Below are 15,696 nucleotides of genomic sequence, written 5' to 3' on the forward strand. Positions count from 1 at the left end.
ATTTCCCAACTGGGTCATTTTCCATTCTCAATTCTCCATTTTCAATTAACTTACGATCTCGATACCTGGAACCCTTTGTCCGACAGAGACATCTCGACGAAGCGGGCGCGCGGATTAGGCGCCTCGCGGGTCAATGTCTCGCGGATACGAAGGGCGGCCTGCGGGTCTTTGGCCACCATGTAGAGGTAGCCTCCCCCACCCGCACCAGGTAACTTACAGCCCAGCGTATAGTCCTTGATCTTATTGATAATCTCTTCTACGGCGGGCGGATTGGTACCACTGTCCAAAGCCTTGTTTTGCGTCCATGTCTTGCCCACCAGCTTGCCGAAGGCCTCGAAGTCGTTGCGCTGGATGGCTTCGGCCATATCGAGCGCATGAACTTTCATCTCGGCCAGCAGGGAAAGATGAGGTCCTGAATTGAGGAACATCGAACGGACAATCTCTGCCAGAATGCCTTTGGCCGTGCGAGTGATACCTGTATAGTAGAGCAGGTGGCAGGCGCGATATTCGGGTTGTACAAACAAGTGGTCGGGCAACCAGCGCACGAGGGGTTGCTGAACGAAGCCAGGCTCCGTCTGCAAGAGCTTGATACCTTGAAGCACACCTCCATACTGATCTTGCCAACCGCCGCCCGTGGTGAGCAGCTGCTCTAGGGCGAGGGTGCGACGGCACACTTCGTTCTTGTCCCACGACAGGCCGCAGAAATCGCTCAGCGACCCCAAGACGGTGGACGCCAAGATGGAGCTAGTGCCCAACCCTGACCCCGCAGGGATGGCCGAGAGCAGGGTGATTTCAATGCCCGTCCCAAAGGCCTGAAGCTGTTCGGCCAATGTCTCGTAAGCTACTTCGGAGAACTTGGGCGAAAAACCAGCCAGCACCAACGCCGCCTTGGGAATGGAAAAGGGTGAACCTATCTTGCAATAGTCATGCAATTCCTCGTACGTGCGGATGACCTCCATTTCACCCATGTCGATGGAGCGGAGGATGATGTGGAAGTCCTTGCAGGGCTTGACATAGACCTGCAGGGGCGGCTGGCCGTTGAGCTCGACGGCAATGTTCACCACATGCCCACCCGCCAGGAGCGAATAGGGAGGCGTGTCGGTCCATCCGCCCGCCATGTCGATGCGCACAGGGCTTCGTCCCCACACAATCTGGTCGCTATAGACGTTGAGCATGGGGCGGCTCTTGTGTTCGTAGAGGTCGGCCAGCAGGCCTTCGTGGAGCAGGCCGAAGGCAGCCTGTTCGTCGGCCTTGTAGTCGGCGCCGCCCAGTTTGTCTACCTGCGCACGAAGCATGCGGTTGTGGATGCGTTGCATCAGCGGGGCATCGTCGGGCAGCGGAGCTGGCTTCGGCAGGTCGAGGCGATGGTATTCGCGCGCGGCGTCGGCCAGGTCGAGCTGGTAGAAGACGCTTTTCTCATAGTTCGTGGCCAGCAGTTCCCAGTTCTTCTTGGCAAAGGCTTCGCGTTGGGTATAGAGGCGGCGCAGGTCGGCACGGGCGGAAATCTCGTCGGCCGAGAGGCGTTCAGACGCCAGCCACTTCTGACGAACCTCCCACGAGGTAGGGTTAGTGGTCATCCAGGCAACCATCTGCCCCATCGTCTCCACATCGTACACCACAGGGAAGAGGGCAGCCGCCTGAAGGTCGTCGTGACGGCCTGGAAAGTCGTCCAAAGTAAGTTCGCGGCACTCCATCCAAAAGTTGAAGGAATTGTTCAGGTAACGGGTATTCTCATCGTCCAAAGCCCCCTTGAAAGCATTGTCGAAGCCATAGGGGCGAACCGCCCATCCTCCACCCTGCAAGGGCACGATGTCAACGCAATAGCCATCGAACAACACCAGCTCCCACTGGTTGCGGGGCACACCCGTGATGATATGTCGCGCGCCAAGCTCCCACGAAGCGGGCACACAACTGTTTTCTATCCACACGTTTTCGTTGGCCTCGGAGAACTTGATGCCCACTTCTGCGTTTTGGGTGAAGATGGAGGCATTGGGTTTCACCTTGCGGTGCATGATCTGACGCTGGTCGGACACCTTGCTTTGCAGGGCAAGGGTGCTCGAAAGCAGCTCGCGGCTGGTGCCGTAGTGATAGAACTCGCCACCAGGCAGGGGCAGGATGGCCACCGACAGGGCGTTCAGCTCGTCGTCGGCAATGCGCGGATGGGCACCCAGCGCCCGACCGAAGTCGGAGTAGAGGTCGTAGTAGCGCAGGTCGGACCAGGGAACGGCAGGATCTGTCGGTCCTTCGGCCTTGAGCGAACGCTTCTTGAGCAACTCGACGGCACGGTCACTCAAGAGCCAGATGCCGATGTCCATCAGGAAGAGATGGGTTTGCGCCAGGTCTTCGAGCTCGGCCAGCGAAGGTTTCTGAAGCATGAAGTCGAGCACTTCGGGCTCCTTGCGGCTGGAGACGAACACGCCGTGATGGGTGGCCAGCACAGGATCTACCCACAGGCCGTAGCACACGACGTCGGCCTCAGGAATGTCCTGCAAGGGCTTCTCGGCACGGATGTAGACGTCGCCGCTGGCTATAAGGGTGCGAAGCGACTCGGGAGCACGCTCCATGATCTTTTCGTACAAGGGCAGCTGTAGGGAGAGCAGGTTCTGCCCCAACCGCTGGCCGCGCGCCCAGCGGAACACGGGCAGGGGCGTCAGTATCTTGCCCGAAGGGGCATAGGACGGCAGGCGTCGGCTTTGTCCGCCGGCATGGAGAAGGATGCGCTTCTCGGCTCGTGCCTCGGCGGAGCGATTCTGCTCCCACTGACGCAGGAGCCAGGTGGTACCACCACCCGAACCCAGCTTCATGCCGACAGGGTCGGACGTACAAAACCATTCGTTCGTGTCTACACGTTCCAGTTCGGAGAAGGCCTCCACCAGGTTGGGGGGCAATGACAACAGCTTTTGCATATCGTTCTTTTTTGTTGTGTCCAATCATTATTGGCTACAAAAATAAACAATTCTGAAGAAAAAACCTTCCCAAAAGGCAAGTTCTTCCTTCAAAACTCATCGCGGGTAACGAAGATGAAGTTGTCTCAGCACCCCTCGCCCACGGCCTCGGCCAGCAAGGGCGGCAAGTCGAAGTGGGCCGCCTTGATGCACCCGATCAGTTCCTTGCCCGCAGGGGTCGGCACGAAGTACATCTGACGCTTGTCTTCGCGCCCCACTTGGCGCACAATCAGTTCCTTGCCCTCGACGGAGCGGATGACTTTCGACGCGTTGGAGGCCGACAAGCCCAAAGTCTCGGCCACCTCGCTGGAGCTCAGCTTGCCCCGCGACAGGAGCGTACAGAGCAGCATGCCTTCGTTGAGCGACAGGCCATAGGCCTGCTCAAACTGGGCCTCGAACTCGGCGATGGCCCGATAAATATCGCGTATCTTACACAAAGTTTCCATATATAAATGAAGAATGAGGAATGAAGAATAAGGAACGAGGAATGAAGAATAAGGGGCAAACTGGCCACACGGAAATTCTTCATTCTTCGTTCTTCATTCTTCATTCCAATTAGATGAACAAGTTCACATTCGCCTGGTCGGCACGATCCATGTAGGTGGCCACGCCGCCCACGGTCACTTCGTCCAGCAGCTCCTCGCGGGCGATGCCCATCATGTCCATCGACATCTGGCAGGCGATGAACTCCACGCCCTGTGCCAGTGCCTGCGCACGGAGGCTCTCCAGCGAATCCACACCCTTGCGCTTCATCAGGTAGCGCATCATGCGGCTGCCCATGCCCAGCATGTTCATCTGCGAGAGCTTCAGCTTCAGCGAACTGGAGGGCAGCATCCAGCCGAACATGCGGCCGAAGATGTCTTTCTGCACGGCGGGTTTATTCACTTTTTTCAACACATTCAAACCCCAGAAGGTAAAGAATATGGACACCTTCTGACCCGTGGCGGCCGCTCCGTTGGCCAAAACAAAAGTCGCAAGCGCCTTGTCCAGGTCGTCACTGAAGAGGATCAGCGTCTTTCCGCGACCGCCATTTCCGCCATTTTCGGCCTCACAAACGCCGTTTCCCTTCTCCAAAAGCACGGTATAGCGGCCTTTCGACTCCGATTTTTCAATCAGTCGGTTGCCCGTCGTGTGGCACCAGGCCGAGGCGTCGCGGGCAAAACCGGCATCGGTAGCCACCACTTCCACGCGCTGGCCGGGCACGGCGGCGTCCATTGCCTCCTTGACCTTCATGATGGGGCCGGGGCATTGCAGGCCGCAGGCATTGATGCGCACCACGGGGCGGTCGCACACGCACGACGCATTTTCAGCCTCTCTGTGCGACGCGGACGGCTCGCAGGTACAGAAACATGCCTCGGTGGGCAAAACGGGCGCTACGGCCGCGGAATAGGTCTTGTAGCCGCCAATCAGGTTGCGCACGTTGGTATAGCCGCGACCCAGCAGGATGCGTTGCGCCAGATAGCCGCGCAAACCCACGGCGCAGAACACCACGACGGGACGGTCCGCCGGCACTTCGGACAGGCGCTGGCGCAGGTTGTCGAGGGGGATATTCACAGCGCCAGGGATGGTGCCGAAGGCAAATTCCTCGGGCGTGCGGGTGTCGATGAGCACGAGGCCGTCTTTCTGCGCCGCCAGCTCGCGCCAGGTGATGGCGGGCATGGCTCCGCTCAGCAGGTTGGAGGCCACATAGCCGGCGATGGCGACGGGGTCCTTGGCCGACGAGAAGGGCGGCGCGTAGGCGTGTTCGGTTTCCACGAGGTCGTACACCGTTCCGCCGTGCTTGATGAGCTGGGCTATCTGGTCGATGCGCTTGTCCACGCCCTCGTAGCCCACGCACTGGGCGCCATAGAGGCGGCCCGTCTTGGGGTCGAAGGTCAGTTTCAGCGTCAGGGGCAGGGCGTCGGGATAGTAGCCGGCGTGCGAGCCGGAGTGGGTCACGGAGCTCAGGTAGTCCATGCCCAGCTGTTTCAGGCGCTTGGCGGCCAGACCGGTGGAGGCCACGGTGAGGTCGAACACCTTGGCGATGGAGGTGCCGATGGCGCCCTCGTAGGCGGTGACGTTGCCCAGGGCCATATTGTCGGCCACGATGCGTCCCTGACGGTTGGCGGGGCCGGCCAGGTAGTTCAGCCAGGGTTTACCCGTCAACGGGTGCGGGAACTCGATGGCGTCGCCCACGGCATAGATGTCGGGGGCAGAGGTTTGCAGGTACTCGTCCACCCAGATGCCGCCCGTCTCGCCCAGCTTCAATCCGGCCTCCTTGGCCAAGGCCGTAGCGGGACGCACGCCGATGGAGAGCAGCACGAGGTCGGCCTGCAGGGGCTTGCCGCTCTTCAGGAAGACGGTGAGGCCCTCGTCAGTGCGGCGGAAGCTGGTGACACCCTCCTCCAGGTAGAGGCCCACGCCCTTCTCCACAAGGTGCTGGTGCACGGGGGCGGCCATGGAGTAGTCGATGGGAGCCATCACCTGATTGCCCATCTCGACCACCGAGACGGCCACACCGGCGTGGTGCAGGTTTTCGGCCATCTCCAGCCCGATGAAGCCCGCGCCCACCACGACGGCACGACGCACGCGCTTCTCCGTGAGATAGGCTTTGATGCGGTCGGTGTCGTCCACATTGCGCAGGGTGAAGATGCCCTCCTCGCCGATGCCCTCGAGGGGCGGACGCACGGGCGTGGCGCCGGGCGAGAGGAGCAGCTTGTCGTAGGTCTCCTCGTAGGTGGTGCCGTCGGCACGGCGCACGGTCACGGCCTTGCGGGCGGGGTCGATGGCCACAGCCTCGTTCTCCACACGCACGTCGATGCGGAAGCGCTGCCCGAACGACTGGGGCGTCTGCACCAGCAGCTTGGCGCGGTCTTCGATGACGCCGCCGATGTAGTACGGCAAGCCGCAGTTGGCGTACGAGATGTATTTTCCCTTCTCCAGCAGGATGATGTCTGCCGCTTCGTCCACTCTTCTCAGTCGGGCGGCGGCGGTTGCTCCGCCTGCCACGCCCCCAATAATCAGGTATTTCATAACGTTTCTTGTTGTTGGGTTTTCGTTGTTGTTTTCGGTTTCACGCCGCAAAGAAAAGCATAATTTCCGAGAAAACATAATTTCCAATGGAAAATTTATCGTAAAAGATATTATTTCTTGAGGAAAGCATTGTTTTGCGGGGAGGAAAGCATTGTTTTGCGGGCTGGGAAGCGATATTTTGCTGAGAGGGGAGCCATATCCCCGCCGGTGCGCGGTGGGCGGCGGCGACGTATCTACCTGCCCAAGGATGTGGCTGTCGGTGCAGGGAAGATGGCTGCATGAAGTCGATGCGAGAGAACCCTGCCTGTCGCCAATTTCAAGGGAACTGTCCAATTACAAATTACGAATTACAGATTACAGTTAGCAAATTTCAATTTTAAAAAGTGCGTACAAAATTTTATATTATATATATAATATATATATTATATATATAATATAACTATATAACTCTCTCTCCCAAATATTCAGTTTCGCTAACTGTAATCTGTAATTCGTAATAGCGATTTCTTAAGCAAGGGCAGGCAATAACAATAAAATAATATTACACAATAACAGAGCCGTTACGCATAAATCATTACAAACAAGAGGAGTCTGTCCATCGTTACCACCCCAGCTTCTCCAGCCCTGCGTCCTGATACCATTTCATAGAATGGTAGGCCGCATCGCGCTGAGTGCTGCTGCCGGGGATGTAGTGGGTGATGCCGTTGGCACCCTCCATGGAGAACATGCCGACAAACTGGGAATAGTTCTTGGGCGTGGTGCTCCAGTAGGCAATGGCGGCGTCGAAGGCCTGCGTCCACGTGGCATACGAGGCATCGTCGAGCACCTGCTCCATGAGTTGCTTCAGGTCGAAGTAACCCACGTAGTCGCGCCCCCAACCGTCGTGGTCGTAGTCGAAGACAGCGGCTTTGAGTGCAGCGATATTCACCACCTCTTCGGGTAGGAGCTGGGCGGTGAGCGCAGCCAGCTGCTCGAGGGCGTCGGTGCGCATCACGCAGATGGACGTACCGCCCGTCCAGTTGGAATTGGAAATGCCGATACCGCCGTTATAGATTTCCTCGTAGGCAGCAAAATAGGCCTTGGACATCTCGACCGCTGCCTGGTCGGCAGCCATCAGGGGAACCAGGCGTTCGTAGGGAGCGCCGGGACCGGGGTTCTCGGTAGGCGAACCGATGTAGTAGTCGGTAAAGCCGCGCAGCTCGTAGGCCACCTCGACAGAGGCCATGAAGCAGGCATCGAACATAAGGAAATCGAGATGGGGCGCCCCTTCAAGGACAGAAACCAACTCGGAGATGTTCATGCGATGGTCGCCGTCGGTCTTGTCCTGCCCCACCCAACGGGTCGAAGCCTGACCGTAGGGGATCCACCCGTCGGCATGCGACCAGTAAATCAAGCCGTAGCCTTCGGCCAGAAAATCGGGATTGGAAAATACGTCGGCAAAGACTTCGCGCGTCTCGTCCACGCCCACGGAGTTGCGGTCGTCGTAGGTGCGCACCACGTCTTCCACCACCTGTCCGTTCTGTTTCTTCAGTTCCACAAGGCGGGGCGAGCTGCCCGTATCGATGTAGACGAGCAAATGGAGCATGCCGTCGGACACCTGAGCCATACCTTCTTTCATTTCCGCCAAATCTTCTTGGGCATAAGAAGCAAGACCATTATTGTCTGCAACAATATAAACTAAAACCGTCCGCCTGTAGGGCGTCGTTTGGGGCTCATCGTCTTTGTGACAGGACGTCAGCAGAAGGGAAAGCAAAAGAAGGGGGAACAGGAACCAATGTTTCATCGCAGGATACTCCATTAATTTATTTCAGAAAATCACATCCGTATACACACGCTCACACTTATTCTTCGGGCTTCTTGAACTGAAACTCCGAAGCCTCGATCGGCCGCAAGGTCTGCTTGCTCTTCAGGTAGCCCGACTTCACTTTCGAAGCCTCTTTCTCGAGCTTCTTCTTGTTGTCGGAGAAATAGATGACGCACGTATAGTTGAGCTTGTTCATGTTATACTCCAGATGGTTCTTCAGCTGGTAGGAATACAAGTCGCGCTGGGGCAGGAAGCCATGCTCGTTAAGGTGAACGCTGTCCAGCAACTGGATGTCGGTGTAATAGACCAGCGTGTCGGTGAACGAAGCTGCCACACCAAAAACATACACGGGTTTCTCCTTGTCTTTTTTCATCGTAAAGGCGGAACATACCAGGAAGGTCAGAGCCACCGCCATAATCAGTCGAATGTATTTCATACGTCTTTCTGTTTTCAAAAATTCCAAATTATCACTTTATAGGGGACAAAGGTAACAAAAAAAACGGCAGAGCTGCACGCCACTGCCGTTTTTTGAATTCTTTTTGTTTGTCGGAAACCGATATTCCCACTCATCCCAAGTAGGACTTGAGCAATTTGCTACGATTACTTTGTCTTAATCTTCTGATAGCTTTTTCCTTGATCTGGCGCACACGTTCACGGGTCAGTCCGAATTTGTCGCCGATTTCTTCCAGGGTCATTTCCTGTTGTCCGATGCCAAAGAACATCTGTATGATCTCCTTTTCGCGCTCGGTCAGCGTAGAAAGCGCTCTATCAATTTCCCTCGCAAGAGACTCGTTCACCAACGAGCGGTCAGCCATAGGCGAATCGTCATTCACCAAAACATCCAGCAGGCTGTTGTCCTCTCCCTCGACAAAAGGCGCGTCGACCGATATGTGGCGGCCGGATACCTTCAGCGTGTCGGAGATTTTGTCAACAGGGATTTCCAGCTCATCGGCCAGCTCTTCGGGCGACGGACGGCGCTCGTTCTCCTGCTCGAACTTGGAGAAGGCTTTGCTGATCTTGTTCAGCGAGCCCACCTGGTTGAGCGGCAGACGCACGATACGCGACTGTTCGGCCAGGGCTTGCAGAATGGACTGGCGTATCCACCACACCGCATAGCTGATGAACTTGAAACCACGTGTCTCATCGAACTTTTCGGCTGCTTTGATCAGACCCAGGTTGCCTTCGTTGATCAAGTCGGGCAAACTCAAGCCTTGGTTCTGATACTGTTTTGCGACAGATACGACGAAACGCAGATTGGCACGTGTCAGTTTCTCCAGTGCAACACGGTCACCCTTGCGGATGCGCTGAGCGAGTTCCACTTCTTCTTCAACAGTAATGAGGTCCTCACGCCCGATTTCCTGCAAGTACTTGTCCAGAGAAGCGCTCTCTCGGTTAGTGATACTTTTGGTAATTTTTAGTTGTCTCATTCTTCTATACACATATTGGGTTGACAAAGTTACGACAAAAAATCGGATTAGCACCAATCTTTTGCCATCTTTTTGTCAGGTTCAACAAAAAAAGTCAGAGGAACGCCTTTCGGGCTCCTTACAAAAGGTAACAAAAAGAGTGCCGACAAGTTCTTTGCCGGCACCACTTACAAGATAAATTAAACATACTTCAACCTTCTTACCTTATCAACTGTCTAACCTATCCTATATCTATATCTAATACCTAATACCTAAATCTTATTCCTGACTCAAGTCTACTGCATAGCTGGCACGCTTGCCCGAGGGGAACATACCCGTGATAAAGAGCACTTGTTCGGGTGTCTGCGTAGCAGCCTTCAGTACGTCCTCCAGATCCTCGACGGTCTTCATCGGCTGGCCGTTGGCCTTCAAGATGATGAAGCCCTTGCGGATACCTGCATCGCCCATCTTGCCACCGCTTACGCCCGTCACTTCAAGACCATAACCCAAGTTGAGCTGGCGGCGCAGGTCGGTGTCGATCGGCTTGAAGGCAGCACCCAAGATTTCCATACCGGCATTCTTGACTACCTTCGTATTGCCCTGAGCATTCTTCAGCGTGATGGTCACTTCCTTTTCCTTCTTGTCGCGAACGATGGTCAGTTGTACCTTGTCGCCCGGACGGTGCTTGGACAGAGCCTCTTGCAAGTCGGTGAACTTGTGCAGCTTCTTGCCGTCCAGCTTGATAATGACATCGTTTTCCTTCAGGATACCGGCAGCCGAACCGCCTTCTATGACTTGAGCCACAAGGATACCTTCCTTCACGCCCAGCTCTTCCATGCGTTTCTCCATCTCCTTCACCACTTCGTCGTTCATCTGCAGGTCGGTCGTAAAGTCACCACCCTTGATGCCCAGCAAAGCACGCTGAACGGTACCATACTGCTTCAGGTCGGAAATGACCTTCGTCATCAGGTTGGTAGGGATGGCAAAGCCATAGCCCGAATAGGCACCCGTAGGCGAATAAAGCATGGCGTTGATACCTACCAGCTCGCCGGCGGCATTCACCAAGGCACCACCACTGTTACCCGAGTTGATGGCAGCATCGGTCTGAATGAACGACTGGATGCTGGCAGCCTGTCCGTTGGCAGCCGTCGTACCGATGGAACGAGCCTTGGCGCTCACGATACCTGCCGTAACGGTAGAATTCAGGTTGAAGGGGTTACCCACGGCCAAAACCCATTCGCCCACCTTCAGGTTGTCCGAATTGCCCACAGGGATGGTGGGGAAATCGTCGCCTTCGATCTTCAGCAGAGCCAGGTCGGTGTCGGGGTCGGTACCGATGACACGTCCTTTCAATTCGCGCTCGTCATTGAGCTTGACAGTGATTTCGTCAGCACCCTCGACTACGTGGTTGTTCGTCACGATATATCCGTCCTTCGAAATGATGACACCCGAGCCGAAGCCCACACGCGGCTGTGTCTGGATCTGACGCTGCTGGCCACGGCCATCGCCAAAGAAGAAGTCAAAAATATCGGGTTGTGTCTGAATGGTACGCGTCTTGCTCAGCTCGGTAGCGCGGATGTGCACTACGGCATGTACTGAACTTTCGGCGGCTTGGGTCAGGTCGACGGGTTGCGCATTGATTGCGCTCAGACCTGCCAACCTTACATTATTTGGATTTTGCTGGAAAAGCTCGCTGAACGTGGCGTTTTCCATCTGCTGCTTGGCCATTAACTTGTAGGCAGTAAATCCACCTATCGCGGAACTCAGAAGTACACCAGCGGTGACTCCCATTACCATTTTTGCTGTCCGTTTCATAAATCTTATCTCTTTAAAATGTTAATATTCGACTTTGTTTTAACTTTATGACGTTAAAATAACGACAAAAACTATTCAGTTATTCACCCTGTCAGTCTTTTTTGTCCTCTTTTAACAAAGCCGTTTTTGAGCTTAACAGCGGTTAACGACAGAGGCTGCCAAATTAGCATTTATGCACGTTTCCTGCCACTTTAACACTTTGAGGCTTAGAGCGTAAAAATATGTTTCCGCTTCTAAAGAGATGCTTCACAGGTCGGAAAAAGGAAACGTCGAACGGAATACGAGGTCAATAGTTCAGGTACTCGATATCCATGTGATAGTCCCACTCAGTGAAGTACAGGTTACCACCTGCCCACTCCACTTCGCCACGCTGGAAGTCCACCGTCTCGCTCCGCGGATATTTCTTTTCGGGCACGAGCGGCATGCCATAGTCTTGGTTCACCACCATGCGCCACGAGTCGATGCCACCCAGATAGAAATAGGGCTTCCCAGCCTTCTCCGCATAGGGAGCCAGGCCGAACGACTGGTCGACAGGCACCCAGCCGATGCCCTCGAAGTAGACTTCTGCCCAGTCGTGCAGGTTCCATGCGCGGGGTTGCATCATGAAGCCGCTCTGGAAGTGGGCAGGGATGCCCGCAATGCGACACAGGGTAACGAAGAGCAACGTCACCTGGCCGCAATCGCCATGGCGGTTGTCGAGCACATATTCAGGGATGTTGTCGATGGTAGAATACTCGCGCGCAGAGGCCCAAGGGAAGTGATCGTTCACCCAGCGGAAGATGCGACAGGCCTTCAAGTAGGGATTGTCCTCGCCTTCTGTCAAATTGTCAGCCAACTGGCGCAGGCGGGGCGAGAAGACAATGTGGCGGTCGCGCTCGGACGTGTAGCGTCGGTAGAGCTCCGTCGTGGTGTCGTAGGGCAGGACGTCGGAGGGACGAATGTCGTGCCACTCGCCATAAGAGGTGTATTCGAACGTTTCCGAGAAGACAGTGGGCTCTCCGCTCACCGCCCGCTTCTCCATGTAGAGGGTGCTGTGCGTCGTGCCTTCAGAGGTCAGCGTGTACGAAGGCTCGCTGGTGGCTATCAGCTTCACATCCCGCTGGCGGGGAATGTCCGTGCGCGGATAGGGCAGCCAACAACGCACTACTTCGCCCGCTGGGACGGCATTGGTGTCGACGGTCAGCGTATAGGTGACGCGCATGCGCTTGGGAGCCGCCAGGCACGAGTCGCCCCGTCCGTCGGTAGCGGCCAAAATTTCGGGCAGGTTCTCAGCATTCGAGCGGTCGCTGGTGCTCACCTGTTCGCCTTCCTTGGCCAGCTTCACCTCACGACACAGGGAGTCGATGCGGAAAAGGTTGGGACCCGCATTGCGGAAGTAGCGCTTCTCGCCATCGAGCATCATGCACTCCAACGCGCCCGACTCCTCCCATTGGCGCATCTGCTCGTCGGTCACGTCGGGCAGGTAACGGCGGATGTAATCTTTCACTTGCGCCTCCGTCAGGCAGAAATCAGTCAAGAGGCGTTGGTGCAGGTCGGCCTCCCACGAGTAGGAAGCATCGGACGCCTTGCGGTTGCAAGCCGAAAAGGCCAGCAGAAACAGGACAAGATAAAGCAGGTTCTTCATACATTTAATGGAAAATGGAGAATTGAAAATGGAAAATGAACACACGCACACGGCTATTCTTCATTTTCAATTCTCAATTATCAATTATCAATTATTAATTATTAATCACTACCCCAATGCCAGGCAGGTCGGGCAAGGTAATCTTCCCCTTGACCACCTCCATGCCTCGGAAGCGGTCGTTGGCTATGAGCAGGTTGCCGTCGAGGTCGGCAAAATCGACCGCGGGCGAGAGTTGGGCAGCCGCCGAGCAGGCACACGAAGTCTCCGTCATGCACCCCACCATCACCTTCATGTCGAGCGCACGCGCCAGGTTGAGCATCTTCCACGCCTCGCGCATGCCCGTACACTTCATCAGCTTGATGTTGATGCCCGTATAGGCTCCCTTCAGCGCAGGTACATCCTTCAGGCGCTGGACGCCCTCGTCGGCAAAGATAGGCAGAGGGCTCTGCTGGGTAATCCAGGCGATGTCGTCTATCCGCGCCTTGGGCATGGGCTGCTCCACCATGACGATGCCCTGCTCCTTGAGCCAGTGTATCTCGTCGAGGGCATGCTGGCGGTCGGTCCATCCCTGGTTGGCGTCCACGGCAATGGGCAGGGACGTGACCGAACGGATGGTCTCGATCATCTCCTTGTCGTTATCGCCTCCGAGCTTCACCTTGAGGATGTTGAAACGGTCGGCACACTCCTTTGTCTTTTCGCGCACCACGTCGGGCGTATCGATGCCGATGGTGAAGGTGGTCGACGGGGCCTTATCCTTGTCCAGCCCCCATATTTTGTACCAGGGCGCCTGCAAGAGTTTGCCCACAAGGTCGTGCAGGGCTATGTCTACGGCCGCCTTAGCCGCCGCGTCGCTCTCCGAAAGGCCGTCGATGTAAGTCAGGATATCCTCCATCTGGAAGGGGTCGGAGAACCGACCGATCGTGTCCTGCACTTTCTTCAGGAAGGCCATCACGCTATCCAGCGTGCCCAACTCCTTCTGCAGGTAGGGCGGCATGGAGGCCTCGCCATAGCCGATGACGCCGTCGTACTCCAACTCCACCTGCACGTCGGGCGTCGTGCTGCGCGAGTAGGTGGCCACGGTAAAGACGTGGCGGAGCTTCAACTCGTAGGGGAAGAAGCGCAACTTCATCTGCGTCCCTGCGCCACTCTTTCTGTTCAGATTGAACCATGCGCCCCGCTTCTTTTCAGCGGCCAGCGCCTCGTTTATCACCATGCCTGAACCCAATGCGGCAAAGGCCGCCGTCTTCAGGAAATCTCTTCTATTTTGCATCGTAATATCTTCTTATTTTATATCGTTTTTAGTCTATTTTCAATACAGCACCGACGTCCTCGAGAAAGCAATGCTTTGCGGAGGAGAAAACGGTGCTTTACGGAGGGGAAAGCAATGCTTTCCTGCTCACCACCGATAGTAGGGGTTCTCGTCCGTCGTGTTCAGCCCCTTCTCCTTATTAATAGATGGAAGCACGCGCGCGGCGAAAAGCAGGCGCCCCAAGTTGTATTCGTCGAACCGTTCGTCCTGCGGGTCGAAGCTGCTGATGCGCACATCGCCCTGCGAGTGGATGAAGCGGCGGTCGCCGATGTAGATACCCACATGCACCACCCGCTCCTTGCGTTCGGCCGTGGCCTTGCGTCCAAAGAACACGAGGTCGCCCGGCTGGAGGTTGGAGAAGTCGGGGGCGATGTCGATATGCTGCCCCACGTAGGCCTGCTGGGAGGCGTCGCGGGGGATGATGATGTCGTGCATGAAGAGCACTGTGCGCACGAAGCCGCTACAATCCACGCCTTTCGACGAGGTGCCTGCCCAAAGATAGGGCACACCCATCAGCGTGTGGGCCGTGCGGATGATGCTGGCGGCATCCTGCTTCAGGCTCTTGCGCCATTCCTTTTCGGGCAGGGCGGCGGACTTCTCCACATAGCCCTGTCGGCCGTCGGGATAGGACACGCGATAGAAGCCTCCCTTCGTGCCTTCCAGCTTCAGGCGGTTGCCAGCCACGATGTCGGACACCGTTTGTGAGCGACGGTCGGGCTGGGAGTAGACGAAGGCGTAGTGCGACGTGACCACGACCTTTTCTGCCCGATTCCAAGCCGTCAGTTCCTCGCGGGTGACGGGCAGGACGCTGACACGATGCGTCCAGGCGATATAGTCGTCGGGCGTCTGAATGCGATACCATCCGTCGCGCTCGAGCACACGCACGGGCATGCCTAGCAGGGCTTGCGTCATCATCTCCGACGAATAGTCGGGCTGTACGCGCAAGCTGGCCACGGAGAGGTTGATAATGCCATAAGTCTTTCCCTCGAGCGCCGCCTCGTCGGGCAGCACCTTCAGGCAGTCCATCACCTCGTAGCCGGCCTTCGACAGGGCTGCCACCAGTTCGGCCTTGGCAGAAGGCGAAGTAGTCTCGCCACGAAGCATCACGCGCTTGCCGTCGAACGTATAGTCTGTCTTGAAAAGGGCTACACGCCCGTCGGGGGCATACTTCTGTTTGAGGCTGTCGGTCAGGGCAACAACCTCGGACGGAATGTCTCCGCTTGCGGCATAGGCCCTTGCGGATGGCAAGGAGCAGAAGAGCAAAAGAGCAAGAATAAGATAGTTTTTGTTCATGAAATGTCTGTTTGTGGGTGATTAATACGAGCAAATCTACGAATTATTTCCATAAATCCTGTGTTTTTGATGCGAAAATCGTACCTTTGCCTCCATAAAGCAGTTGGCCGGTCTGCCGCCTGCACCTTGGGTGTGCATGAGGAAAGTCCGGGCAACACAGAGCGTCCCACTTCCTAACAGAAAGCTGTCCGCGAGGGTAGAGTAACGCAGAAGAAAACAACCGCCCTCCTTCTCTCGGAAGGAGGGTAAGGGTGAGAAGGCGGGGTAAGAGCCCACCAGTCTTGTGGCGACACAAGGGCTGTGCGTCTTGGGAGTTGTAAGGTCATGTAAACCGGCGCAAGGAGAGTTGCTCGCTCGATGCCGGAGGGTGGACCGCTAAAGCGCGTATGGTGACATACGGCTCAGATAAATGGCAGACACCTTGTCCCCCTCGGACAAGGCACAGAACCCGGCTTACAGGCCAACTGCTTTTCTTTTTATTATATATA

Annotated in this window: 10 protein-coding genes and 1 other RNA gene; 1 reads left to right on the top strand and 10 read right to left on the bottom strand. The window is 56.2% G+C overall.

The genetic code is table 11. The features are described from left to right. Positions 1-50: 50 nt before the first annotated feature. The 10 genes from BQ8005_RS06990 to BQ8005_RS07035 form a co-directional block, all read right to left on the bottom strand. On the bottom strand, positions 51-2,906 hold the full coding sequence (locus BQ8005_RS06990; RefSeq protein WP_075319009.1) for a bifunctional fucokinase/fucose-1-phosphate guanylyltransferase: 2,856 nt from the start codon (positions 2,904-2,906) through the stop codon (positions 51-53). A 125-nt stretch (positions 2,907-3,031) separates the two neighbouring features. After that, positions 3,032-3,391 carry a MarR family winged helix-turn-helix transcriptional regulator gene (locus BQ8005_RS06995; protein WP_075317549.1) on the bottom strand — a complete coding sequence of 120 codons (360 nt, stop codon included), beginning with the start codon at positions 3,389-3,391 and terminating at the stop codon, positions 3,032-3,034. A 109-nt stretch (positions 3,392-3,500) separates the two neighbouring features. Continuing rightward, a complete protein-coding gene (locus BQ8005_RS07000; RefSeq protein ID WP_075319011.1) occupies positions 3,501-5,957 on the bottom strand; it encodes an FAD-dependent oxidoreductase in 2,457 nt (818 codons plus the stop codon). Between the two features lie 601 nt (positions 5,958-6,558). Beyond that, positions 6,559-7,740, bottom strand: a complete 1,182-nt coding sequence (locus tag BQ8005_RS07005; protein WP_075317550.1) for a clostripain-related cysteine peptidase — start codon at positions 7,738-7,740, stop codon at positions 6,559-6,561. 58 nt (positions 7,741-7,798) lie between these two features. After that, entirely contained in the window at positions 7,799-8,197 is a 399-nt protein-coding gene (locus tag BQ8005_RS07010) for a hypothetical protein (protein ID WP_075319013.1), read from the bottom strand. 130 nt (positions 8,198-8,327) lie between these two features. Beyond that, on the bottom strand, positions 8,328-9,188 hold the full coding sequence (locus BQ8005_RS07015; RefSeq protein ID WP_008766632.1) for a sigma-70 family RNA polymerase sigma factor: 861 nt from the start codon (positions 9,186-9,188) through the stop codon (positions 8,328-8,330). A 258-nt stretch (positions 9,189-9,446) separates the two neighbouring features. Continuing rightward, positions 9,447-10,982, bottom strand: coding sequence for a Do family serine endopeptidase (locus BQ8005_RS07020; protein ID WP_075317551.1), 1,536 nt, complete (start codon positions 10,980-10,982; stop codon positions 9,447-9,449). A 286-nt stretch (positions 10,983-11,268) separates the two neighbouring features. Next, complete coding sequence (locus BQ8005_RS07025; RefSeq protein ID WP_075317552.1) at positions 11,269-12,606, bottom strand: transglutaminase-like domain-containing protein; 1,338 nt, start codon at positions 12,604-12,606, stop codon at positions 11,269-11,271. Positions 12,607-12,700: 94 nt separating this feature from the next. Continuing rightward, a complete protein-coding gene (locus BQ8005_RS07030; protein ID WP_075317553.1) occupies positions 12,701-13,876 on the bottom strand; it encodes a dipeptide epimerase in 1,176 nt (391 codons plus the stop codon). Between the two features lie 126 nt (positions 13,877-14,002). After that, entirely contained in the window at positions 14,003-15,208 is a 1,206-nt protein-coding gene (locus tag BQ8005_RS07035; protein WP_075317554.1) for a C40 family peptidase, read from the bottom strand. A gap of 99 nt (positions 15,209-15,307) precedes the next feature. On the opposite strand from BQ8005_RS07035, the gene rnpB reads away from it, so the two are divergent. Next, an RNA gene (gene rnpB / locus BQ8005_RS07040) (RNase P RNA component class A) lies at positions 15,308-15,680 on the top strand. The last annotated feature ends 16 nt before the right edge of the window (positions 15,681-15,696 follow it).

Source organism: Bacteroides togonis (genome assembly GCF_900130135.1).
Taxonomy (GTDB): domain Bacteria; phylum Bacteroidota; class Bacteroidia; order Bacteroidales; family Bacteroidaceae; genus Bacteroides; species Bacteroides pullorum.